Below are 21,748 nucleotides of genomic sequence, written 5' to 3' on the forward strand. Positions count from 1 at the left end.
TTCTGTGTGGGCGCCGACACCCAGGCCCTGGAAGGCCACAGCGAAAAGGGTGGCTACGACCCCGGCACATCGGCCGATCTGGCGATGCCGGGCTATGGCGTGGCACCCGAGTTCGACCAGAACTTCGCGTTCATGATGGCGCTGGAGACGGTGACGATCGCGGCGGTGAACGGAGCAGCAGCGGGCGCTGGGCTCGTGCTGGCCTGCTATTGCGACCTGCGGTTCGCGGCGCCTGATGCCAAGCTCACCGCCGCCCACGGGCCGCTGGGGCTGCCCGCAGAGTTCGGTCTCTCATGGGTGCTCCCCCGTCTCGTCGGCATCACGCGGTCCAACGACCTGCTGCTGTCGAGCCGCAAGTTCCTGGCCGCCGACACCGACGGCTGGGGCCTGTTCAACGAGATCGTCGAGGGGTCCGAGCTCATGGATCGCGTGTACGAGTACGCGTATGACATGGCCGCCCGGGTCGCGCCCAGCTCGCTGGCCACGACAAAGCGGCAGATCTACCTGGACCAGCACCGGGACGTGGGCACCGCCGTCTCCGAATCGGATCGGCTGCTCAACGAGATGATCCCCAGCCCGGACTACCTCGAAGGCGTCCGGGCACTGACCGAGCGGCGGCTGCCCGACTGGCCTGAACGCTGAGCGACTACAGCTCCAACACTGTGACGCCGCGCGTCACAGCTCCGGCGCAGGGACGCCGCGCGTCACAGCTTCGGCGCAGCGACGCCGCGCGTCACAGCTCCGGCGCAGGGACGCCGCGCGTCACAGCTCCAACACGGTGATCATGCCGGTGTCGCCATTCACTTCGATGAGGGCGCCATCGGGGATGCGTCCTGTCGCCCCGGTTGCCGAGATGACACACGGCAGTCCGAGTTCGCGGCTCACAATCACCGAATGGCTGAGCGCTGCGCCGACGTCGACGACGACCGCACTCGCGCTGACGAACAGCGGCGTCCACGATGGATCGGTGAGCGGCGCCACGAGCACATCGCCGGGCGACAGTGCGGTCGGGTCGCTGCTGTCGAGCACCACTCGGGCCCGCCCGCGGGCGATGCCCGGGCAGCCCGGCAAGCCCGCGAACGTCTCGCCCGCCGAGAGCTGTGGCAGCTCGGATGCACCCCGGCGAGGCCACTCTGACATCGGCGGCGGGTCGCCCACGATGACGAACGGCTCTTGACGCGACGCGGCATCGTCCCACTGGGCCTGACGCTCCGCGATGACCTCTGCCCAGCCGGTTGGGTCGTCGAGCATCTCGTGGATCTCGGACAGCCGCAGCATGCCGAACTCGGTCTGCCCGCTGAACTGCCCACGCTCGACGAGCCGCTCGCCGACCACCCGTGAGGCGATGCGGCACTCGTTCACAAAACGCACGCAGTTGGTCTTGGTGCGCTCGCGCCCCGGCAGGTACACCGCTGCCGCACCGAGGGCCAGGTTGAACTGCATCTGGGTGTCGGCGTCGGCCTCGAGCAACGCGGAGATCTCTGCTGCCAGCGCCTCTCGCTGGGCAGCCAGCTCGGCCCGCCGCCGCGCGGGCTCGGCATCGGCAGGCGCCAAGCGCATGCGGTCGATGGCCGCCAGCGCAATGTCGGGGTCGGTCTCCCAGGTGGGGCAGCTCATCTCCCACTCATTCGGCCCCCGCGAGCCGAACTCATAGACGAACGAGGCGAAGGCCTCGTTGAAGGCCGCAGCGTCGCCTGACGGTTCCGCGGCACCGGCCGTTGCCAAGCGCTCGGCCAAGCCCGCGGGACCCTCGTCGAACAACGCGCCTAGCGCGCTCGACGCGGCAACCTGGCGCCCGAGCTGCCACATCGCATCGGACGGCGCAGCGGATGCCACATCGCCGAAGCCGGCCACCAGCTTGAGGGTGTCCTCTGGCCGGCCCAGCGCCGTGCACACCTGCTCGAGCACGCCCAACGGCACCGCCGCCAGGAATGACACCTTCAGGTGACGTGCGAACAGCAGCCGAAAGCCGGCGCCGTCGCCGTAACCCGACTCGAGGAAGTCGCTGATCCAATCGATGATCTCGTGATCACCCATCTGGGTGAAATCAGGCCGCTGGGCACGCAGCTCGGCGATGTTCTGCTCGTCTTCGTGCACCTCGGGCAATGCCGGCGCCGCGAACAGCATCAGGAAGGTTTCGCCGATGCGCTGCTCGGCGTCGGGGCTGGCGTCGTCGGGATGCGGTTCGTACGGCGGAATGCCCGGCTGCTCCCCGAAGAAGGTCCGATCAACGGTGTCGACATCGATACCGGGAGCGCGGGCTCCGAAAACACGCCCGACTGCGGCGTTGAGATAGGTGTAGCCGCCGAAGACGCCCAAGAAGACGCAGTTGTCGGGGTCGAACTCGTCGTAGTCGAACGCGCCCATCTCCACATACGCATCGCGGAATCCCCACTCGGATATGCGAATGCCGTCGTCGTTCTGGAACGCGAAGTCGAAGGTGCTCATCCTCACCGGATCGGGGAACACCTCGCCCACGTTGGCGCGCGTCCAGATGGGATAGCGCTCCGAAGGCTTGGTGCCGACGAAGTAGCCGCCGCTCCGGTCTGTCAGATCCGCCATGTTCCCTCCCGACGGTGCTGAACGTGAAAGCACAGCGGGCCGGGCAGCCGCCTCCCCCTCATGGCGGCTGCCCGGCCAGGCCGTGATGTGATGCTAGACCGTCACGCACGCGTTCCGACCCGACCTGGAGCAGCCGATGCCGGTGACCATCGAGCACTATCGAGATCTGGGCGAGTTCGACTATGGCGCCTGCGACCAAGTGTCGCCGATGATCCGTCGCGTCATCTGCAAGAACCCGACGCCGTTTACCTACCGCGGCACCGGCACCTACATCATCGGGCGCGGCGAGGTCGCCGTGATCGACGCAGGCCCACCGCTCGCGAGCCATCTCGACGACGTCCTTGCGGCACTCGAGCCCGGCGAGACGGTCGGTGCTGCTCTCGTGACGCATACCCACAGCGATCACTCGCCCCTCACGGGTGATCTGGTCGCCGCCACCGGCGCCCTCAGCTACGGCTACGGCCCGCACGCCAGCGTGTGGAAGCTCGATCCCGACGATCGTGTCGACTTCTCCGGCTACATCAGCGCGGAGGAGCAGGAGAAGTACCAGGCCGAGTTCGACGAACTGCCCGAGGAACTGAAGCGGGAAGGCGCCGATACCGGGTTCGTCCCCGATGTCGCGCTGGTCGACGGCGACATCGTGGCCGGTGACGGCTGGACACTGCGTGCGGTGCACACGCCGGGTCACTGCTCGAACCACCTGTGCTACGAGCTGCTCGAGGAGAACTCGCTCTTCTCGGGCGACCACGTCATGGGCTGGGCAACGAGCGTCGTGGGGCCTCCCGACGGCTCCATGCAGGACTACCTCGACTCGCTGGCGAAGCTGCTCGAATTCGACCACGAGCGGTACTGGCCGACCCACGGCCCTCCGATTCCCGAACCCACGGCATACGTGCGCTCGTTCATCGCGCACCGCAGCGACCGCGAGCAGCAGATCATCGAGCACCTCCGGCCGGGACCGTGCCGTATCGCGGACTTCGTGCCGAAGATGTACGAGGCCTACGACAAGCGGCTGTGGTATCCCGCGGCGAGCTCGGTCTACGCGCACATGCTCCATCTCGTCGAGAGCGGTCGCGCCCGGGTGCTCGACGCAGACGGCAACGATGGGGGCGAACCCAAGCTCACCTCGAACTACGAGCTGACCGACGCTGCTTGAGCTGTGCGCCTCGTCATCGCACGCTGCACGGTCGACTACTCGGGACGGCTTGACGCGCACCTGCCCGAGGCCGTCCGACTGATCATGGTGAAGGCCGACGGATGCGTGGCCATTCATGCCGACGGTGGTGCCTACAAGCCGCTGAACTGGATGAATGCACCCAACCGGCTCGTCTGCGAACCCGATCTGTGGCGCGTCACGAACGACAAGGGCGAGCGTCTCGAGATCCGCCTCGCCGAGGTGATCAGCGACACCGCCCATGACATGGGCATCGATCCCGGCCTCGAGCGGGACGGCGTCGAAGCCCATCTGCAAGAACTGGTGGCCGCGCATCCCGAGACGCTGGCCGACGGCGCGGAGCTGGTGCGGCGCGAGTATCCGACCGACATCGGTCCCGTGGATCTGCTGTGCCGCGGCCGCGACGGCGCGACGCTGGCCGTGGAGATCAAGCGACGGGGCGAGATCGACGGGGTCGAGCAGCTGTGCCGCTATCTCGAGTACCTGAACCGGGATGCCCGCCTGGCGCCCGTGAGCGGCGTCTTCGCCGCGCAGGAGATCAAGCCCCAAGCGCGTGTGCTCGCGGCCGATCGGGGCATCCGTTGTGTCGTGCTCGACTACGACGAGCTGCGCGGCATCACCAGCGACACTCTCAAGCTGTTCTAGCGCTGTCGCAGATCAGTCGTAGGTGCACAGGCCGTTGTCAATGACCACGCGCTGCTCGTCGGTGCCCTTCTGGGCGACCGTGCGGTAGATCGCACGGCCCTCGCCGTCATCCCACACCTGGATGGTCAACTCGTCACCGGGAAACACCGGTGCAGAGAACCGCGAGTCCATTGACCGGAAGCGGGCGGGATCGCCCTCGCACAGGGTGTGCAGCAGCGCCCTGCCGGTGAAGCCATAGGTGCACAGGCCGTGCAGGATCGGCTTGGGGAAGCCTGCGAGCTCGGTCGCGAACCACGGGTCGCTGTGCAGCGGGTTGTAGTCGCCGCTCAGCCGGTAGGTGAGGGCCTGATCGGGGCGGGTCTGGTACGAGATCTCGTAGTCGGGGTCGCGGTCGGGCGCGCTGACCAGCGGCGCAGTGCTGCCCGCCTCGCCCCCGAAACCGCCTGAGCCGCGGATCACCACCGAGCTCCGAAGCTCGAAGATGACGTCGCCGGAATCAGGATCGACCGCGCTGGCCTCGGTGTCGATGATGGCGTTGCGGCCCTCGCCCTTGTCCCACATACCAGCAATGCGATCGGTGATCTCGACGGATCCCTCGGTCGGGATCGGCTGATGCACGGTGATCCCTTGACTGCCGTGCAGCAGCTTGCCCCAGTCGAGATCACCGGCATTGGCCATGGCACCGCCGGCGCCGAATCCGATGACAACGCCCTGGGTCGGGAACGCCTGGTGGGCGATGTCCTTGGAGTTGTGGGTGGTGAACTCCAGCTCGGATCCGAACGGATCCTCCGCGCCGGCGCCGATGCCGACGGCATACAGCAGCGAATCGCGGAAAGTCCACGACCGCTTGGTCGGTGTGCCGGTGGCGCCGACTGCTTCCGGATTGAGTCCCATGATTGATGGCCTCTCTTGTTCTTGTGGTGTGCGGGTTCTTGGAGCGTACGGTTCAGTCGGCCACGCCGCCGTCGGCCGGCGCGCCGCTCATGCCGCTGTTGAGGCGGGCATCGCGCACGAGCTGTCGGGCTGCATCGCCGATCTTCGTCGGGTCGTCGATGGCGTCGATGGTGGGGCCGCGCTCCCAGCCCTCGGCAATCGCCAGCATGCGTCCGGAGGCCTCGAATACACGGCCGGACACGCCGGCTGCTTCTTCCGAGCACAGCCAGGTGACAATCGGCGCGATATAGCGGGGGTGCATCATGGCCTGGTCTTCCTCGGAGGCTTCGCCCATGCCCAGGTCCTCGGTCATGCGCGTGAGCGCGCCCGGCGCCACTGCGTTCACCCGCACGCCATAGCGCGCCAGTTCACGCGCGGCGATGATCGTGAACGCCGCAATGCCCATCTTCGCGGCGCCATAGTTGGTCTGGCCCGGATTGCCGTAGATGCCTGACACCGATGTCGTGTTCACGATCGATGCGTTCACCTGCTCGCCGGCCTTCGATTTCTCCCGCCAGTAGGAACTGGCCCAGCGCGCCGGAGCAAACGTGCCCTTGAGGTGAACCTTGATCACCGCATCCCATTCGGCCTCGGTCATGTTCACCAGCATCCGGTCGCGCAGGATGCCGGCGTTGTTCACGACGCCATGCAGGTCGCCGAAGGTCTCGATGGCCTGATTCACGAGGCGCTGGGCGCCTTCCCAGTCGGAGACATCGTCGCCGTTCGCCACCGCCTCGCCGCCCATCGCTGCGATCTCGTTGACGACCTCGTCGGCGGGGCCGATGTCGGCGCCGGTGCCGTCGCGCGCACCGCCCAAGTCGTTGCAGACCACCTTCGCGCCGTGCTCGGCGAGCATCAGGCAGTGCTCACGCCCGATGCCCCGGGCACCTCCGGTCACGATGACGACCCGACCTTCGCACAGCTTGCTCATGATGTTGTGAATCCCTTCCCACTTGCCGACGACGGGCCTTACTCGGCGCCGCCGCACAGCCTCGTATGCGGTGATGACGGCTCGGAGTATCGCACGCTCGACGCGCCGCCCGCAGCCCGCAAGTGACCCGTACGATCAACCCTCGTGCACTGGCCGACGTGGGCCCCTCGCTGGTCGATCATCACGGCGGCCGCCATCCTGGCCGCGTCCATCGGTGGGACGGCTGTGTTGGCGATCCGGAACTCGGATGACGCTCCCCCTCCGACTGCTCCGACGACGTCAGCCGCGCCTGCGGCTACCAGTACGCCAATCGTCATTCCCACGACAGCTCCAGGCACGCCGACCCAAGTGAGCCCCGACACTGTGCACTTGCGGATCGCCGCGCTCGCAGCGGAGCTGGCGGCCACGCCTGTCGTCGTGCGCACCGACACCGGCGAGCAGACGCTCACGGTGGCCGACCTCGGCATTGCGCTGGAGCGAGACGCCACGTTCGGGGCCGTTCGGGAGCTGCGAGCGGGCGATGCCGAAGAAACCGGCGGAAGCGCTGAGTCGTGGGTTGGGTGGTCCACAGACCCCCAGTTCACCGAGCGCCGGTACCTCGTCGATCGGTCGAGGGCTCGAGCCGTGCTGGCCAACGCCACTGACCTCGGTGTCACGGCGACTCCCCCATCGGTGGTCGTCGTCAATGACACGCTGGCGGTCGACCTCGGCCTGCCCGGTCAGGTCGTCGACGCAGATGCCATCGTCGACCAGGTGCTCGAGGGCATCGCACGCTCGTTCACCCGCATCGAGATCGCCGCAGAGCTGACGCAGAGCGAACCGATCCCGTACACACCCGAATTGCAGCAGGCCGTCAATGCGGCACACCAGAACTACGGGCGAAGCCTGCTCGTGGCGTACGGCGAAGCAACCCACGACCTCACCATCGAAACAATCGCTGGCTGGCTCCGGCTCGACCCCGGGGCAACACCCCCGGAGATCGCTTTCGATCATGCGCAGGTCGGGCCGTACCTCGAGGAAGCATTTGCCGCAGCATCGGCACCCTTCACCACCGGCGCGATGGCCGTTGCCAGCGGCGTGCCGACGGTGGTGGCGAGCGATGGCAGCGTCGCGTGCTGTGCGGACGATGTCGGCGCCCTGATCGAAGAAGCGCTGCTGGCGCGCATCGAAGGACCACTGGCGCTGCCGTCGCGCCCTGCGGTGAGCCGGGAGGAGCAGGCGCACCTGGAAGCGCTGGGCATCATCGAGCTCGTCGGCACCTTCACCACGAAGCATGCGTGCTGCCAAGGACGCGTCGAGAACATCCACCGTTTCGCGGAGCTGATGCGCGGCGCGATGGTCGAGCCCGGCCAGAGCCTCTCGCTGAACGGACATGTCGGCCGGCGAACCGAAGAAAAGGGCTTCGTGGAGGGCGGGTTCATACCTGAGCCGTTACCCGTTCGGCTTGGATCCCACCATTTCGTACCCGAAGCCCGATCTGAAGTTCACCAATCCCACGCCGTACGGCGTGCTCATCTGGCCGACATACACCGACACGTCGATAACCGTCGAGCTGTACTCCACGCGCAATGTTCAGGTGACCATTGGCGAGCCCGAGGAGGAAATGCAGGAATTCTGCCGACGGGTCCGCACAGAGCGGACACGGGTGTTCTCGGATGGCACCGTCGACACGGACACATTCCATGCCCGCTACCGGCCCGAAGAAGGGCGCGACTGCGACGGTGCGCGTTCGGTGCCGCGGCAGTGCATGGATCCGCTGCTGGCACCCTCGGATGCACCGGGCGACGGACCGGCGGCCGACGGCGAGGCGCTGGAGGATGCTTCCGGCACTGCCGATGCCGAAGGGGCTGAGCCAGAGCTGGTCGAAGACGGCAGCGAGCGGGCAGACGGGTCGATCGTGGAGTGCCCGCCGCTCGAATGCGTTGAACAGCCCGGCGAGCGCGACTCGGAACTGCCGCGCTATCCCGACGATCCCTGTCTCGGTGTCGATCTGAGCACGCTGAGAGCCGACGAAGGGACGGAATCCGGCGAAGGCGACGCAGCCCAGGGCGAGGGCGGCTCGACCGAGCCTGACGACACCGGCGGAACCGGCAGCACCGGCGAGGAAGGTCACGACGCCGAGGGCGGGCAGTCCGCCACGGATGGTGGGGTCACCGAAACCGGCGAGCCCGAGAGGTCATGAGCGGATGACCATCGTCGATGTCTTGATCGTCGGTGCCGGTCCGGCGGGTGCATCCGCAGCCGTGTGGGCACGGCGCGCGGGACTCGGTGCCATGCTCGTCGATCGGGCGGCGCCAGGACGCGACAAGTGCTGCGGCGACGGCCTCACAGCGCTCGCGCTGCGCGAGCTCGAATCACTCGGCCTGCAGCCGGAGCGGATGAACTCGTGGATGCCGGTGGCATCTGCGTGCGTGCGAACGCCGCGCGGGCGCGTTATGAGGCTGCCCCTCCCCGACGGGCGCGGGCAGTTTGCGAGCGTGTGCCGGCGCACCGAGCTGGATGCGGAGCTCGTTGACCTTGCGGCGGCAGCGCAGGCTGACGTGCGTCTCGGCATCGCATTCGACGGCTTCGAAGACTCCGGTGAGCGGGCGAGCTCGGCGTCCGTCCGGCTCAGCGACGGCAGCGTCGTGCAAGCCCGCTTCGTGGTGGCTGCTGACGGCGTGTATTCCGCCGTGCGCAAAGCGCTCGGCATCGGCCCAGATCGCTACCGGGGCGATTGGCATGCGTTTCGCGGCTATCTGCACGCAAGCGGCCCCGCTGCGCGCGACATGTGGGTCTGGTTCGAGCCCGACCTGCTGCCGGGTTACGCCTGGTCGTTCCCGTTGGGTGATGGGCGAGTCAATGTCGGCTTCGGGGTGCCCCGAAACCGCCGCGGCCACAACGCTGCTGGCGGTGCGGGCACGCTCGCGGGCAGCGAGATTGCCACCATCTGGGCGGGCCTCACCGAGCGCCAGCACATCGCGAGTGTGCTCGGCCCTCACCAAACCGACGGCCCGACACGGGCGTGGCCGATACCGGCACGGCTGGGAGAGGTGGAGCTGGCGCAAGGTCGCACACTGCTGTGCGGCGACGCCGCTGCGGCCGCCGATCCGCTCACCGGCGAGGGAATCGGCCAGGCCCTGCAAATGGGGCGCATGGCGGCAGCCGCGATTGCGCGCGGCGGCCCACCGCACAGCGTGGCGGCTCGCTACGTGCGCGAGGCACGAGCCGAGTTCACGCTGGATCACCGGCTGGCGCGCGGGCTCAGCCGCGTCCTGGCGCACGAACGTCTGGCCGAACTCTCGCTTCGAGCCGTCGACTGGTCCGGATGGACCCGCCGGCAATTCGCCCGCTGGATGTTCGAGGACTACCCGCGAGCCGCCGTCGCGACACCGCGTCGCTGGCATCGGGGCATGGCGACAGCACAAGGCGCGTACGACCCGGTTGCGGTCAGTGCCATAAGTTCGCCAAGCTAAGCGGGTGACGGACGCCACCACCTTCGACAGAAGGCTCGAGCCGGGCATCGACGATCGGCATTGCAGGTTCACCCGCGAGCAGTGGGCGAAGCTGCGAGATGCCACGCCGCTGTCGTTGACGGAGGCCGAGCTCGAGGCGCTGGCGGGTCTCGTGGAGCCTGTGACGCTCGACATGGTGCGCGACATCTACCTGCCCCTGTCGCGCCTGTTGAACCTGCGTGTGGCGGCCAAACGCCAACTGCGCGCCGCCACCGAGGGCTTCTTCGGCAGGGTGCTGCCGCCGCGCCCGTACCTGATCGGCATCGGCGGAAGCGTCTCGGCTGGCAAGAGCACCACGGCACGCATTCTGCGAGCTGTCTTGGCCTCGTGGCCGGATCACCCGGAGGTGGATCTGGTGACGACGGACGGGTTCCTGTTGCCGAATGCCGAGCTCACCGCGCGCGGCATCCTCGGGCGCAAGGGCTTTCCCGAGTCGTACCGCCGCGGCGAGCTGCGCGATTTCCTCCAGCGGATCTCGAGCGGCGAGCCCGACGTGGCCGCGCCGCTCTACTCGCACAGCCTGTACGACGTGACCGACGAGGTGCAGCTCATCAACCAGCCCGACATCCTCATCGTCGAGGGTCTGAACGTGCTGCAGACCGGGCCGCCGTCGAGCACGCCCTTCGTGTCGGACTTCTTCGACTTCACGATTTACGTCGACGCCGAAGCTGAAGATCTTGAGGAGTGGTACGTCGAGCGCTTCCAGCAACTGCGCAAGACGGTGTTCCGCGAGCAGACCGCCTATTTCGCTCAGTTCGCCGATCTGCCGCCTTCAGCGGCCGACGCGGTCGCACGCACGATCTGGCGCTCGATCAACCTCGTCAATCTGCAGGAGAACATCCTGCCGACACGGGCCCGAGCCGACCTGGTGCTCGCAAAGGGGCACGATCACGTCGTTGACCACGTCGAGCTCCGGTATCACTAGGCACCGCACGCCCTCGACTTATGGCGAATTCCGCTGCGAATGATCCGCCGGCTGCGGGCCGGATGCCGGGCTGCACGTTCTGTTCGATCGTGGCAGGTGACATCCCGGCACTGCGCATCTACGAAGACGATCACGCTGTGGCTTTCATGGATCGACTGCCCATGACCGTCGGTCACTGTCTGGTCATTCCCCGCAGGCACGTGACCGACATCTGGGAACTCACCGATGACGACGCGGCACACGTGATGCAAGCGGCGCGCCGGGTGGCAAGCCTGGTGCGCGAGCGGCTGAAGCCGGCAGGCGTGAACTTGCTCAACAACAACGGCGCTGCTGCAGACCAGACGCAGTTTCACTTCCACATCCACGTGATCCCGCGCTACGGACGGGACCGGCTACTGCACCCCTGGGAACGGATCTTCGCGCCCGCAGGCGAGATCGAATCGGCGTACCGGTTGCTCAGCGCGCCCAGCTCGCAGGCCCCGGCGGCTGCCACCCCGAACAACTAGCTTCGGGCGCCATGAACGACCGCTACGCCCCCTTCTCCGCGCTCCAGATCACCGGTCCCGACGACGACGGCGTGCTCGAGATCGTGATCGACACGCCAGGTCGGCTGAATTCGGTGGACGCGCCGAAGCACCTGGCGCTGGCCGACGTCTGGCGGGCAGTCGACGAAGATCCCGACACCCGGGTGGCCGTCATCCGGGGCGCCAACGGCACGTTCTCCGCCGGCGGCGACCTCGACATGATCCAGGAGATCATGGACGACTTCGAGACGCGCCAGCGGGCGCTGCGCGAGGCGCGAGACATCGTCTACAACATGATCAACTGCTCCAAGGTCATCGTGTCGGCGATCGAGGGTGTTGCCGTCGGGGCCGGTTTGGCGGCGGCGCTGATGGCCGACATCTCCATCGCCGGGCGCAGCGCGCGGATCGTGGATGGGCACACCAAGCTCGGCGTGGCCGCCGGCGATCACGCGGCGATCGTGTGGCCGATCCTGTGCGGCATGGCCAAGTCGAAGTACTACCTGCTGACCTGCGACACGATCACGGGCGAAGAGGCCGACGACATGGGCCTCGTCAGCAAGGTTGTCGACGACGATGCCGTGCTCGACGAGGCATTCGCCGTCGCCCGCAGGCTGGCGGGAGGCAGCCAGAGCGCCATCCGCTGGACGAAGTACAGCCTCAACAACTGGATGCGGATGGCAGGGCCCATCTTCGACACCTCTGCTGCCTTGGAGATGCTGGGCTTCACGGGCGCTGATGTGCGCGAGGGCCACGCCGCCATCGTCGAGAAGCGCCGTCCGAATTTCGCCTGACCCGGGCAGAGAATCGAAGAGACGAAGACATGACGAAGCTGGATCCCCCCGACGAAGACCATCTCACCGCTCATGAGCGGGCTGCGCCGATGGCTGCCCAGAACTCGGGCCCGCTCCAAGGTGTTCGCATCATCGACTGCACCCATGCGCTGGCAGGCCCGTGGTCGACGATGATGCTTGCCGACCTCGGCGCCGATGTGATCAAGGTGGAGCCGCCGCGGGGCGAGCTGGCCCGCAAGATGCCGCCGTTCACCCGCGAGGACACCGAACGGAACTTCGGCGCCGGGTTCGCCAACTACAACCGCAACAAGCGAGGCGTGGCTCTCGACCTCACCGACGATGACCAGCGGGAACAGTTCCTGCAACTCGTCGACACAGCGGATGCACTCGTCGAGAACATGCGCGCGGGCGTGATGGATGCGCTCGGAGTGGGCTGGGAGGTGCTCCACGAGCGCAATCCCCGGCTCGTGTACGGCGCCATCCGGGGCTTCGGCGACCCCCGCTCAGGCGAGAGCCCCTATGTCGACTGGCCGGCGTACGACGTCGTGGCCCAGGCGATGTCGGGCATGGTCTCGGCCACCGGCAGCGGTCCCGACGACCGGCACGTCGTGGGTCCCTACATCGGCGACACCTACCCCGGCACGATCGGCGCCATGGGAGTGCTGGCAGCGCTGTTCCATGCGCAGCGGACCGGCGAGGGACAGTTCGTGGATGTCTCGATGGTGGATGCCGTGATGGCGCTCAGCGAAGTCGGCGTCACCCGCTACAGCGTGATGGGCCAGCCCGATACGCCCCCCAGCGGCAACAAGAACCAGTACATCGTGCCGTTCGACATCTTCGACACCATCGACGGGGCCATCGCCATCGGCGCCCCCACCGACAACCACTGGCGCGAGCTGGCGGTTGCGATGGGCCGACCCGAGTGGGCCACCGCAGAAGAGACCCGCACCTTGCGAGCGCGCTACCACCATCGCGACGAGATCATCACGGCACTGACCGAGTGGGCCGCAACTCTCACCAATGCGGAGGTCATCGCGGCGATCGGCGGCAAGGTGCCGTGCGGCCCGGTCAACCACCCCGGCGACCTGTTCAGCGATCCCCATGTCGCGGCCCGCGACATGCTGGTGGCGGTCGAGCAACCGGTGGGCCGGCCCATCGTCCAGATCGCGCCGCCGATTCGCATGAGCGCCACGCCGCCGGGCATCTACCGCCGCGCTCCCAAGCTCGGCGAGCACAATGACGAAGTGCTCGGTGAGCTCGGCGACGACGCTGACTGATCGCGTCCGCCGGCGAGGCGACACGATCACAGAGCACCCCTGACCCACGGGTAGCGTGACGACGATGGGCAGGCGCAAGCGTCGAGTGCCAGCATCGCGCACGAGGCCCTCTGGCTTCGAGCCAGTGGTCGCCGGCATGGTCTCGCCCCGGCGAGCCGTGCCCGCGCACATCGAACTGCCCCCGTACGCGCTCAGCGGCAAGTCCTCACCGGCCCCGAGCGGCGTGGAACCCTCCGACGGCGCCACGATCGACGCCATGCGGTCGGCAGGCTCGGCGGCACGGCGCGTGCTGAGGGCCGTGGCAGCCGAGATCGCACCGGGCGTCACCAGCGATCATCTCGACGAGGTCTGCCACGAGACATGCATTGCCGAAAGCGGCTACCCGAGCCCGCTCAACTACAACGGCTTCCCGAAGTCGCTGTGCACCTCGGCCAACGAGATCATCTGCCACGGCATCCCCGATGACCGGCGGCTGCGCGACGGCGACATCGTGAACTGCGATGTGACGATCTTCGTCGGCGGCGTGCACGGCGACCACTCCGAGACGTTCTTGGTGGGCGATGTTGACGAGGCCTCGCGGCGGCTCGTCGAGGTCACCCGCGAATCCATGTATCACGGCATAGCTGCGGTACGGCCGGGAGCCCAGGTGTGCGACATCGGGCGCGTCATCCAGGCGCGGGCAGAGTCCGAGGGCTACGGCGTCGTGCGCGAGTTCGTCGGCCATGGCATCGGGCAGATCTTCCACCGGCTGCCCAACATCCCGCACTACTTCGACCCCTCTGCGCGGACCGAGCTGGTCGAGGGCATGACCTTCACGGTGGAGCCCATGATCACGGCAGGCACGCCACGCGCGCAGCTGTGGCCTGACGGCTGGACTGCCATGACGGCCGATCGCAGCCGCACCGCGCAGTTCGAGCACACGGTGCTGGTCACCGCTGACGGCGCCGAACTGCTGACCGTGACCGACGACGAGCCACAGCCGTTTCTCTCCGCCAGCGCCGCTAGCCGACTCAACCCCGACAACTGGCCCCGGCAGCTCCCCACGGCGGCCGTGAGAACCGGCTGAGCCATGCCTCGACCGCCTGCCGCTGGTGCCGCATGCGCCGGCCGGCTCGCCGCGGCCCTGGTGGCCGTGGTTGCGATCGGCGGCGCCTGTGCCTCCGAGCCGGAAGCAGAGCCGATCCCGACGACCCTTCCCGTGCTCACGACGCTGCGCCCGCAGCTCACCACGACCACCATCGCCGCGCCGCCTCCGCAGCGCCGCATCTACGTGGTGCAGCCGGGAGACACGCTCAGCAAGATCGCCAACGGATTCGGCGTCTCCGTCCAGGCGCTCATGGAAGAGAACGGCAAGGAGGACACGCTGCTGCGCATCGGGGAGCAGCTGGTCATCCCGCCGACCGTCGTCGGCGCCAACAGCTCACAGTGACGAAGGTCAGTGGCTGCTCCTGCTCACGACGCCGGCGAGTGATGACCGTGGCGATCGCTGTTGCGGCTTCGGGCATGGCGATCGGGTGCACGCTGCTGCCGGGCGAGTCCCGAACCGAGGCCTCTGCTACGACGGTTCCTGCGCCCACGGTGGCACCGGCCACCACGACCGAACCGCCGGTGCTGACCCCGTACACGGTGGTGCGCGGCGACACGCTCATCCAGATCGCCGACCGGTACGGCATTCACCTGAACGACTTGGTGCGGGTCAACAACATCGCCGACCCCACCAAGATCTTCGTCGGCCAGATTCTTCTGATCCCGCCGCCGCCCGACCCCGATGCCGGGCCCGCGCTCACCATCCCTCCCGCCACCGACCCTGTCCTCCCGCCGCTGCTGCCAACCACGACTGCGCCGCCGATCACGCTCGCGGGGACCGGATGATGTCTGCATCGCCGCTGGGTGACTTTGAGCCGGCCGAGCCGCACGATCCGCTGTCGGCGGCTGCGCAACAGATCGCTCGCTTTGATCGTGCCGTCGACAGGTGGTGGGAATTCTTGCGAGGCCGCAAGCTGATGGACCGGGTGATGTACGGGGCCTCAGACATCGGCGAGTTCAGCCAGATCTGGCACGTGCTGGGTGCCGTTCGAGCCTTGGGGCCACGCCGGGAAGCCTCCGACGCACTGCGCTTCAGCGCACTCATGGCGCTCGAGTCGCTGGTCGTGAATCAGGGCGTCAAGCGGTTGTTCGCGCGGCGCAGGCCCGGCACGGCCGCAGAGAATCCGACCGACCACCGGCTCCGGCAGCCGATCACGTCCAGCTTCCCCTCCGGCCACGCCTCGGCAGCCTTCTGTGCCGCGGTGGTGCTGTCGCGCGGGTCGCGACTGGGGCCCATCTACCGCCTGGCGGCAGCCATCGTGGCCGTCTCACGCGTCCACGTGCGCTTGCATCACGCGAGCGACGTCATTGCGGGCGCCGCCGTCGGCGAGGCAATCGGGCGTCTGGCGTCGCGGCTGATGCGGCGCTGAGCCGGCGCTTCAGGCTCGGGCGACGTCCTGATCGGCCTTGGTGATCGCGGGCAGTTCTGCGGCTTCGTCGCCCCGACGCAGCAGTGTCCGCACGTCGAGCAGCACATCGGTGACCTCGACCGACGAGACCAGTTCGCGGCTGAAGAAGTCACCCAGCGCACTGTCGATGACCTCGAGTGCGTCGGAGATGATCCGGGGCTCAGCTGTCCGAGTCGGTTCCGTTGTCTCGGTCATCTCTGTTCCCTCCCCGCTCCCGACGTCTGCGCAGACGGCGTTGCTGGCTGTGAACCTCACCCTATCTCGCACCCGGCGCCGGCCACCGTCAGTTCACCAACACGTCACATGACTGCCCGCAAACGCGCGCAACGGCACCCCCGAACGGCGCGGTCGGCGGGTACGGTGCGCCGCCATGAGCCTGAACGGACCATTTCCCTATGGTGTGACCTTCGGCAGCCTGGGTGTGCTGGGTCCCGCTGCGGTCACCGACATCGCCCGTGCGGCCGAGGCGCAGGGCTACTCGTCGATCTGGACGGTCGAGGCGACCGGGACCGATGCATTCTCGCTTCTGGGTGCCGTCGCCCACGCTGCCCCTGGCCTCGATCTGGCCACCGGCATCATTCCCATCCAGCTGCGCGCGCCCACGCTGGTGGCCATGACTGCCGCCACCCTGCAGTCGCTCAGCCCCGAGCGCGACGTGCTGGTAGGACTCGGCGTGTCGGCACCCGGCATTCTCCGCCAGCACGGCGAGCCGCCGCCGGAGCGCCCTATTGCAATGATGCGCGAGTACGTGGCGCTGCTGCGCGAGTGCCTGAGCGGCGAATCGGTGACCTTCAAGGGCGACTTCTGGCAGGTGCGCCGGTTCCGCCTCGCCATGCGGCTGGCCGAGCGCCGACCCAAGATCGTGCTCGCAGCGCTCAACCCGCAGATGCTGCGGTTGGCGGGCGAGGTGGCCGACGGCGTCCTGCTCAACTACCTGCCCGCTTCGCACGTCCCCAGCGTGGTAGCCGAGGTGCGCAAGGGCGGCGACGCGCAGATCATCTGCTACGTCCACGCCGCGGCGGGCGAACTGGAGCGCTCGGCCCGCTCTGCACAGCGGGACCTGCTCAACTACGCGATGGCCGACGGCTACGCCAACGCCTTCCGGGCAGCGGGCTTTGGCGATGAGGTGGACGAAGCCCGCGCCCGCCAGTCCGAGCGAGACCGAGACGGCGCTCTCGCCGCGATATCGAACGAGATGATCCAGGCGATCGACTTCATCGGCACGCCGGCCGAGATCGCTGCCTTCGCCCGGGAATATGTCGATGCAGGGGTGGAGCACCCGGTGCTGATGCCGCTGCCGTGGGGTGACGACCGGCGCGCCGTGACCGACGAGACGATGGCGGCGTTCGCCGACGCCTTCGCCTGATCCGGCGGCACGCCGAGGGGCGCAGCTCAGTCGGCGGTGGCGACGCCCACCGGGCAGGTCTGGCCGGTGCTGCCCAAGCCGCAGTAGCCCCACGGGATCTTGTGCAGGTACTGCTGGTGATAGTCCTCGGCGTAGTAGAAGGGCCCGGCCAGGCAGATCTCGGTGGTGATGGAACCCAGGCCGGCAGTGTCGAGCACCGCCTGGAACATGTCCTTGGATGATTCGGCGATCGCCAAGTCGTCCTCGTCCGCTGCGTAGATGCCCGAGCGGTACTGGGTGCCGATGTCGTTGCCCTGCCGCATGCCCTGAGTGGGGTCGTGACCCTCCCAGAACGCCTTCAGCAGCGCCTCGAAGCTGGTGGCCGCGGGATCGAACACTGCCAGCACGGCCTCGGTGTGGCCGGTCAGGCCAGAGCACACTTCCTCGTAGCTGGGATTGGGCGTGTGGCCGCCGGCGTAGCCCACGGCCGTGGTGTAGACGCCCGGATGCTGCCAGAAGATGCGCTCGGCACCCCAGAAGCAGCCCATGCCCACCACGATGTGCTTGAAGCCGTCGGGGAACGGCGGTGTCATCGACGTTCCGAGCACGACGTGCGCCGGAGCGACCGGCATCGTCTGGCTGCGACCGGGCAGCGCAGCGTCGGCGTCCGGAATCTCCAGCTTCCTCGACCACAACGCCACGGTGTTTCCTCCTGCTGTGTCTCAAACGCTAGCGACCTAATGTCAAGAGCATGAGCGAGTCGCTGATTCCGGCCGAAACGCTGGAGCGCGTGGGCGAGGTGCTGTCAGGACCGGTCACCGTGGTCATCGACCGTCGGGAGGCGCAGCGCTACGCATACGCCGTCGGCGATGAGAACCCCATCTATTTCGACGAGGTCGCGGCACAGGCGGCCGGGTACCGGACGCTGGTGGCGCCGCCCACCTATGTCACCCATGCCGTGGTGCAGCCGAGAACGGCATCAGACCTGCGCACCGACGGCCTCTACCGCGAGGGCACTCGCATCCGGCTGCAGGTCGACCGGGTGATGTTCGGCGGCGAGGAATGGGACTTTCTCGAACCCGTCTGCGTCGGCGACGAGATCACCGCCATCGTCCGGCTTGCCGCAGTCGACCAGAAGGAGGGCCGCAAGGGGCCGTTCGTGCGGCAGGTGCGCGAGACCACCTTCGTCAACCAATTCGGCGACGAGGTCGCCCGTTCCCGCATGATCGGCATCGCACGATGAGCCCAGCCCCATGAACCCAGCCACCGACACAGGCGCCGCAGCGCCGGATCTCGAGACACTTGAGGCCGGCCAGGAACTGCCGCCAATGCACAAGTTCCCGGACGAGGCGCAGCTCTTCCTCTACAGCGCCGCCAGCCACAACCCGCACCGGATCCACTACGACCGTGAGTACGCCCGCTTCGAGGGGCACGACGACATCATCGTGCATGGTCCGCTGCAGGGCGCATGGCTCACGCAGTTCGTGACGGACTGGGCGGGACCGGGCGCCCGGCTGCTGGGTGTCACATGGCAGAACCGCGCCAGCGGCCTGCCGGGCGAGGAGCTCGTGTTCTCGGGCACGGTGACCTCGGTCGATTCCCAAACGGGCGTCGTCGAGCTGGACATCGCCGAGCACACCTCCGACGGGAGACTGCTCATGCCGGCGACAGCTAGGGTCCGCCTGCCTACCGCGTAGCCCCAGGAGACAACCGCGCATGAAGATCGCCGTCGACTTCCCGTCCATTGCGTTCCGGGAGGGACCCCAGCGAGTGCTCGATCTGGCGAAGGCCATCGAAGACTTGGGCTACGACGAGATTGCGGCATTCGACCATGTGGTGATGGGCCACCCAGGCGAAGGGCGCTTCACCATCTACCCCGCCAGCATGCCCATTCTCGAGGCACTGATGCTGCTGGCGAACGTGGCAGCGGTGACCGAGCGAGTCTCGCTGTCGACCGAGGTGCTGGTGCTGCCGCAGCGCCAGCCCGTGCTGGTGGCCAAGCAGATCTCCACGCTGGACACGCTGTCGAACGGCCGGGTGCGCCTCGGCATCGGCGTGGGCTGGCAGGACTCCGAGTACGACGCCCTCGAGGAGGATTTCCACACCCGGGGGAAGCGCATGGACGAGGCCATCGACCTCATGCGCACCTACTGGGAAGGCGGCCGGATCGAGTACTCGGGCGAGCACTACAACAGCCACGACATGGGCATGGAGCCCGTCTCGCCGCAAGGTGCCGCTATCCCGCTGTGGATCGGCGGCGACAGCCGCGCCGCGTTGCGGCGCACCGCTCAGAAGGGTGACGGCTGGATGGCGTCGGGCGTGAGCGACGAGCGAGCGCTCGAGTGCATGACGGAGATCCGCCGCCGCGCCGAGGAGGACTTCGGCCGCGATCCCGACTCCATCGGCATGCAGCTCATGCTGGCTCCGCCGCCCCGCACCGATGCCGACAAGGGCTTCTACAAGGATTTGGACGCCATCGGCGAGCGGGCCGCCGTGGTCAAGGCGCTGGGATTCGACTGGGCCTCGGTCAATGTCACCGCCATGTTCCAGGCCGGTGCCCGCTCGGTCGAGGCCATGATCGACCGGCTGGGCGAGATTCTCGAACGCATCCGGGCCGAGACCGGCTGAGCCCCGCCAAGAACCCGCTTCCACGGCCGTCACAACGCCGTACAGGCACAACGCACTACAGGTACAACACAGAACAGGCCCATTACAGAACAGGACGGCAACATGAGCCAGCCGCAACTCATCATCGACAACCTCAAGGCCTGCTGGGCGAGCTGCAAGGAGTTCTACGGCTCGCTCGAGGGCGATCAGTGGCAGGTGCAGTCGCACTGTCCCGACTGGACGGTCCACGGCGTGCTGGTGCACCAGGTGTCGGTGGAGCAGGCCCTGTCGGGCTGGCTGCCCGAGTCGGTGGAGACCCCTCCGCCGTTCGGCGACATCGCCGGCTACGTCTCCGCAGCCACGGCCATGAGCGGGCCGGAGCTGACGGCGTTCGCCGCCGAGGTGTGGGACGGCCGTGCAGCGCAGCTCGAGGCGCTCGATGACGAGGTCTTCGACCGCGGGTCGATCACGCCGGTGGGGCCCGGCACCTACGGCCGCTTCATGGCGATCCGGGAATTCGACCACTGGATGCACGAGCGCGACTGCCGCACCCCGCTGGAGATGCCGACCGACAACGGCGGGCCTGCCGCCGAGATGGCTCTGAACGAGGTGCACCTGTCGATCGGCTACATCGCCGGCAAGAAGGTGGGTCTTCCCGATGGCGCCTCCATGCACTTCGACATCACCGGCGCCGTGGAGCGCGACATCTACGTGCAGGTGGAGGGCCGGGCCCGCGAGGTCGATCACGTGGAGAACCCCACCGTCACGCTGCACTGCGACTCGATGGCGTTCATGGACCTCACCTGCGGGCGGATCGACCCTGAGGGCCCGATCGCTGCAGGTTTGGTGACGTGGTCGGGCGATGCCGAGCTCGGCGCGCACGCCGCCCGCAACCTCCGCTTCACGATGTAGTAACTCGCCAAGCCCTGATCTCGACAAGACCCGTCTCGACAAACAAGGAGCACCCACATGTCAGAAACGTCCCTGCCAGTACGGCACCTGTTCAGAATGGACATTGATGCCGACCTGTCCAATGCCGCTCGCATCCGCGGCGGGCCAGCCGGCACCCGGATGGTGGCCTCGGTCGACGGCGGCACCGTCACCGGCGAGCGCATCAACGGCACCATCCTTGGCCCGTCAGGCGACTGGCTGTACCGCGCTGCCGACGGAACTATGCATCTCGATGTCCGCATCTCGATCCGCACCGACGACGAGGTCGACATCCTGATGGAGTACCAGGGGAAGATCTACGGCGACGGCTCGCCGCGGTCCGCGCCCACCTTCCAGACGTCGATGGAAGGCCCGTACAACTGGCTCAACAAGATCCAGGCCATCGGCATCGGCTCGATCGACGACGGCAAGCTGGCCTACGAGGTCTACGAACTGCTGTAGCCGGTCGGCGCCGCCCCGGTGCTGGGTCGGGCTGCATCACCTGGCGCTTGCGGGTCCACGCGGGTAGCCGAACCACATCAGCGGGATGCACAGCGCCTGCAGCGCGCCCAGCAGCAGCCACATCCAGTTATAGAGATGCACCTCGTGGGTGCCGCCGAGCACTGCGATCGCGGCGGCCACGCCGACAGCAGCCAATCCATAGCGCAATGACTGGTGGACGCCGTTGGCGGTGGCGATCGAAGCGGCCCCGATGTCGGCGAGCGCTGCCGAGTTGAGGTGACTGGCAAGCACGCCCAAGCCGAGCCCGAACAGCATCGTCGAGGGGAACAAGGCCAGCCAGTAGCGCACGTTCTCATCGAGGAAGAACAGCAGCCACAGCATGCCGGCGGTGGCGAAGACTGATGCCAAGGTCATCAGCCCCCGGAAGCCGTGCTTGTCGGCCCAGCGTCCGCTCAGGATCGCGACGGCACCTGAAACGACCGGCGCCGGCGTGAACGCCAGCCCGACTCCCAGCAGGCTGTAGCCCCACACTCCCGTCAGGAACAGTGGCCATAATGAGGTGTTTCTGACTCTTCGCGACAGTTTGCCGGTTGTTTCAAGCAGCATCGGCGTGCTGGCGGTGGTGTCTGGTTGGTCATGGTAGTGGTCGGTGT

At 67.7% G+C, this 21,748-nt stretch carries 24 protein-coding genes and 2 pseudogenes; 20 read left to right on the forward strand and 6 right to left on the reverse strand.

The genetic code is table 11. From position 1 onward, the window contains the following. A partial coding sequence (locus VI480_RS00850) for an enoyl-CoA hydratase-related protein (protein WP_323670917.1) occupies positions 1-642 on the forward strand: 642 nt, incomplete at its 5' end. Between the two features lie 120 nt (positions 643-762). Here the strand turns inward: VI480_RS00850 and VI480_RS00855 are convergent. Then, complete coding sequence (locus VI480_RS00855) at positions 763-2,562, reverse strand: PEP-utilizing enzyme (protein WP_323670918.1); 1,800 nt, start codon at positions 2,560-2,562, stop codon at positions 763-765. Between the two features lie 136 nt (positions 2,563-2,698). Between VI480_RS00855 and VI480_RS00860 the strand changes: the two genes are divergently transcribed. Both VI480_RS00860 and nucS read left to right on the forward strand, forming a co-directional pair. Next, positions 2,699-3,718, forward strand: coding sequence for an MBL fold metallo-hydrolase (locus VI480_RS00860; protein WP_323670919.1), 1,020 nt, complete (start codon positions 2,699-2,701; stop codon positions 3,716-3,718). Between the two features lie 3 nt (positions 3,719-3,721). After that, positions 3,722-4,381, forward strand: a complete 660-nt coding sequence (gene nucS, locus VI480_RS00865) for an endonuclease NucS (RefSeq protein ID WP_323670920.1) — start codon at positions 3,722-3,724, stop codon at positions 4,379-4,381. A gap of 12 nt (positions 4,382-4,393) precedes the next feature. Here nucS and VI480_RS00870 read toward each other — a convergent pair whose 3' ends face one another. Continuing rightward, entirely contained in the window at positions 4,394-5,275 is an 882-nt protein-coding gene (locus VI480_RS00870; protein WP_323670921.1) for a MaoC/PaaZ C-terminal domain-containing protein, read from the reverse strand. A 52-nt stretch (positions 5,276-5,327) separates the two neighbouring features. Continuing rightward, on the reverse strand, positions 5,328-6,245 hold the full coding sequence (locus tag VI480_RS00875; RefSeq protein ID WP_323670922.1) for an SDR family oxidoreductase: 918 nt from the start codon (positions 6,243-6,245) through the stop codon (positions 5,328-5,330). A gap of 1,335 nt (positions 6,246-7,580) precedes the next feature. On the opposite strand from VI480_RS00875, the pseudogene VI480_RS15475 reads away from it, so the two are divergent. The 11 genes and pseudogenes from VI480_RS15475 to VI480_RS00930 all read left to right on the forward strand — a co-directional run. Next, positions 7,581-7,743, forward strand: a pseudogene (locus VI480_RS15475) (hypothetical protein); the annotation flags it as partial. 249 nt (positions 7,744-7,992) lie between these two features. Continuing rightward, positions 7,993-8,427: a hypothetical protein gene (locus tag VI480_RS00885; protein WP_323670924.1), complete on the forward strand. Its 435-nt coding sequence runs from the start codon at positions 7,993-7,995 to the stop codon at positions 8,425-8,427. 4 nt (positions 8,428-8,431) lie between these two features. After that, entirely contained in the window at positions 8,432-9,700 is a 1,269-nt protein-coding gene (locus tag VI480_RS00890) for an NAD(P)/FAD-dependent oxidoreductase (RefSeq protein ID WP_323670925.1), read from the forward strand. A 4-nt stretch (positions 9,701-9,704) separates the two neighbouring features. Further along, complete coding sequence (coaA, locus tag VI480_RS00895) at positions 9,705-10,664, forward strand: type I pantothenate kinase (protein ID WP_323670926.1); 960 nt, start codon at positions 9,705-9,707, stop codon at positions 10,662-10,664. A gap of 62 nt (positions 10,665-10,726) precedes the next feature. Continuing rightward, the gene (locus VI480_RS00900) at positions 10,727-11,170 is read left to right on the forward strand and encodes an HIT family protein (RefSeq protein WP_323670942.1); all 444 of its coding nucleotides are present in this window, start codon (positions 10,727-10,729) and stop codon (positions 11,168-11,170) included. 11 nt (positions 11,171-11,181) lie between these two features. Then, entirely contained in the window at positions 11,182-11,979 is a 798-nt protein-coding gene (locus VI480_RS00905; protein WP_323670927.1) for an enoyl-CoA hydratase/isomerase family protein, read from the forward strand. A gap of 29 nt (positions 11,980-12,008) precedes the next feature. Next, the gene (locus tag VI480_RS00910) at positions 12,009-13,256 is read left to right on the forward strand and encodes a CoA transferase (RefSeq protein ID WP_323670928.1); all 1,248 of its coding nucleotides are present in this window, start codon (positions 12,009-12,011) and stop codon (positions 13,254-13,256) included. A 64-nt stretch (positions 13,257-13,320) separates the two neighbouring features. Beyond that, complete coding sequence (gene map, locus VI480_RS00915) at positions 13,321-14,322, forward strand: type I methionyl aminopeptidase (RefSeq protein WP_323670929.1); 1,002 nt, start codon at positions 13,321-13,323, stop codon at positions 14,320-14,322. A gap of 3 nt (positions 14,323-14,325) precedes the next feature. Beyond that, positions 14,326-14,685, forward strand: a complete 360-nt coding sequence (locus tag VI480_RS00920) for a LysM peptidoglycan-binding domain-containing protein (RefSeq protein WP_323670930.1) — start codon at positions 14,326-14,328, stop codon at positions 14,683-14,685. A 47-nt stretch (positions 14,686-14,732) separates the two neighbouring features. Beyond that, positions 14,733-15,128 carry a LysM peptidoglycan-binding domain-containing protein gene (locus tag VI480_RS00925; protein WP_323670931.1) on the forward strand — a complete coding sequence of 132 codons (396 nt, stop codon included), beginning with the start codon at positions 14,733-14,735 and terminating at the stop codon, positions 15,126-15,128. Further along, positions 15,128-15,712 (forward strand): phosphatase PAP2 family protein, encoded by a 585-nt coding sequence (locus VI480_RS00930; RefSeq protein ID WP_323670932.1) that lies wholly within the window; start codon positions 15,128-15,130, stop codon positions 15,710-15,712. The genes VI480_RS00925 and VI480_RS00930 overlap by 1 nt, the downstream gene beginning before the upstream one ends. A 9-nt stretch (positions 15,713-15,721) precedes the next feature. Here VI480_RS00930 and VI480_RS00935 read toward each other — a convergent pair whose 3' ends face one another. Beyond that, positions 15,722-15,946 carry a hypothetical protein gene (locus VI480_RS00935; RefSeq protein ID WP_323670933.1) on the reverse strand — a complete coding sequence of 75 codons (225 nt, stop codon included), beginning with the start codon at positions 15,944-15,946 and terminating at the stop codon, positions 15,722-15,724. Between the two features lie 175 nt (positions 15,947-16,121). Between VI480_RS00935 and VI480_RS00940 the strand changes: the two genes are divergently transcribed. Beyond that, entirely contained in the window at positions 16,122-17,117 is a 996-nt protein-coding gene (locus VI480_RS00940; protein WP_323670934.1) for an LLM class F420-dependent oxidoreductase, read from the forward strand. 26 nt (positions 17,118-17,143) lie between these two features. Here the strand turns inward: VI480_RS00940 and msrA are convergent, their stop codons facing one another. Further along, the gene (gene msrA / locus VI480_RS00945) at positions 17,144-17,797 is read right to left on the reverse strand and encodes a peptide-methionine (S)-S-oxide reductase MsrA (RefSeq protein ID WP_323670935.1); all 654 of its coding nucleotides are present in this window, start codon (positions 17,795-17,797) and stop codon (positions 17,144-17,146) included. Positions 17,798-17,847: 50 nt separating this feature from the next. Here msrA and VI480_RS00950 point away from each other — a divergent pair, with 50 nt between their 5' ends. The 5 genes from VI480_RS00950 to VI480_RS00970 all read left to right on the forward strand — a co-directional run bounded on the left by VI480_RS00950 (position 17,848) and on the right by VI480_RS00970 (position 21,095). Beyond that, entirely contained in the window at positions 17,848-18,339 is a 492-nt protein-coding gene (locus tag VI480_RS00950) for an FAS1-like dehydratase domain-containing protein (RefSeq protein WP_323670936.1), read from the forward strand. A 10-nt stretch (positions 18,340-18,349) separates the two neighbouring features. Continuing rightward, positions 18,350-18,793, forward strand: a complete 444-nt coding sequence (locus VI480_RS00955) for a MaoC/PaaZ C-terminal domain-containing protein (protein WP_323670937.1) — start codon at positions 18,350-18,352, stop codon at positions 18,791-18,793. Between the two features lie 19 nt (positions 18,794-18,812). After that, complete coding sequence (locus tag VI480_RS00960) at positions 18,813-19,724, forward strand: LLM class F420-dependent oxidoreductase (RefSeq protein WP_323670938.1); 912 nt, start codon at positions 18,813-18,815, stop codon at positions 19,722-19,724. Between the two features lie 102 nt (positions 19,725-19,826). After that, positions 19,827-20,615, forward strand: a complete 789-nt coding sequence (locus VI480_RS00965) for a maleylpyruvate isomerase family mycothiol-dependent enzyme (RefSeq protein ID WP_323670939.1) — start codon at positions 19,827-19,829, stop codon at positions 20,613-20,615. A 57-nt stretch (positions 20,616-20,672) separates the two neighbouring features. After that, positions 20,673-21,095 (forward strand): DUF3237 domain-containing protein, encoded by a 423-nt coding sequence (locus tag VI480_RS00970; RefSeq protein WP_323670940.1) that lies wholly within the window; start codon positions 20,673-20,675, stop codon positions 21,093-21,095. 36 nt (positions 21,096-21,131) lie between these two features. On the opposite strand, the pseudogene VI480_RS00975 reads toward VI480_RS00970, so the two are convergent. After that, positions 21,132-21,748: pseudogene (locus VI480_RS00975) on the reverse strand (hypothetical protein); the annotation flags it as partial.

Origin of the sequence: Candidatus Poriferisodalis multihospitum, from assembly GCF_028283155.1 — a bacterium.
GTDB lineage: Bacteria > Actinomycetota > Acidimicrobiia > Acidimicrobiales > Poriferisodalaceae > Poriferisodalis > Poriferisodalis multihospitum.

Bases quoted from the DNA above. Each gene is read 5' to 3' on its own strand.
- VI480_RS00885 (WP_323670924.1), top strand. From the start codon at position 7,993: ATGGATCCGCTGCTGGCACCCTCGGATGCACCGGGCGACGGACCGGCG.
- VI480_RS00920 (WP_323670930.1), top strand. From the start codon at position 14,326: ATGCCTCGACCGCCTGCCGCTGGTGCCGCATGCGCCGGCCGGCTCGCC.
- VI480_RS00955 (WP_323670937.1), top strand. From the start codon at position 18,350: ATGAACCCAGCCACCGACACAGGCGCCGCAGCGCCGGATCTCGAGACA.
- VI480_RS00900 (WP_323670942.1), top strand. From the start codon at position 10,727: ATGCCGGGCTGCACGTTCTGTTCGATCGTGGCAGGTGACATCCCGGCA.
- VI480_RS00910 (WP_323670928.1), top strand. From the start codon at position 12,009: ATGACGAAGCTGGATCCCCCCGACGAAGACCATCTCACCGCTCATGAG.
- map (WP_323670929.1), top strand. From the start codon at position 13,321: ATGGGCAGGCGCAAGCGTCGAGTGCCAGCATCGCGCACGAGGCCCTCT.
- VI480_RS00935 (WP_323670933.1), bottom strand. From the start codon at position 15,946: ATGACCGAGACAACGGAACCGACTCGGACAGCTGAGCCCCGGATCATC.
- VI480_RS00970 (WP_323670940.1), top strand. From the start codon at position 20,673: ATGTCAGAAACGTCCCTGCCAGTACGGCACCTGTTCAGAATGGACATT.
- VI480_RS00950 (WP_323670936.1), top strand. From the start codon at position 17,848: ATGAGCGAGTCGCTGATTCCGGCCGAAACGCTGGAGCGCGTGGGCGAG.
- VI480_RS00875 (WP_323670922.1), bottom strand. From the start codon at position 6,245: ATGAGCAAGCTGTGCGAAGGTCGGGTCGTCATCGTGACCGGAGGTGCC.
- VI480_RS00940 (WP_323670934.1), top strand. From the start codon at position 16,122: ATGAGCCTGAACGGACCATTTCCCTATGGTGTGACCTTCGGCAGCCTG.
- VI480_RS00870 (WP_323670921.1), bottom strand. From the start codon at position 5,275: ATGGGACTCAATCCGGAAGCAGTCGGCGCCACCGGCACACCGACCAAG.
- VI480_RS00890 (WP_323670925.1), top strand. From the start codon at position 8,432: ATGACCATCGTCGATGTCTTGATCGTCGGTGCCGGTCCGGCGGGTGCA.
- VI480_RS00855 (WP_323670918.1), bottom strand. From the start codon at position 2,562: ATGGCGGATCTGACAGACCGGAGCGGCGGCTACTTCGTCGGCACCAAG.
- VI480_RS00860 (WP_323670919.1), top strand. From the start codon at position 2,699: ATGCCGGTGACCATCGAGCACTATCGAGATCTGGGCGAGTTCGACTAT.
- VI480_RS00965 (WP_323670939.1), top strand. From the start codon at position 19,827: ATGAGCCAGCCGCAACTCATCATCGACAACCTCAAGGCCTGCTGGGCG.
- VI480_RS00905 (WP_323670927.1), top strand. From the start codon at position 11,182: ATGAACGACCGCTACGCCCCCTTCTCCGCGCTCCAGATCACCGGTCCC.
- VI480_RS00930 (WP_323670932.1), top strand. From the start codon at position 15,128: ATGTCTGCATCGCCGCTGGGTGACTTTGAGCCGGCCGAGCCGCACGAT.
- VI480_RS00960 (WP_323670938.1), top strand. From the start codon at position 18,813: ATGAAGATCGCCGTCGACTTCCCGTCCATTGCGTTCCGGGAGGGACCC.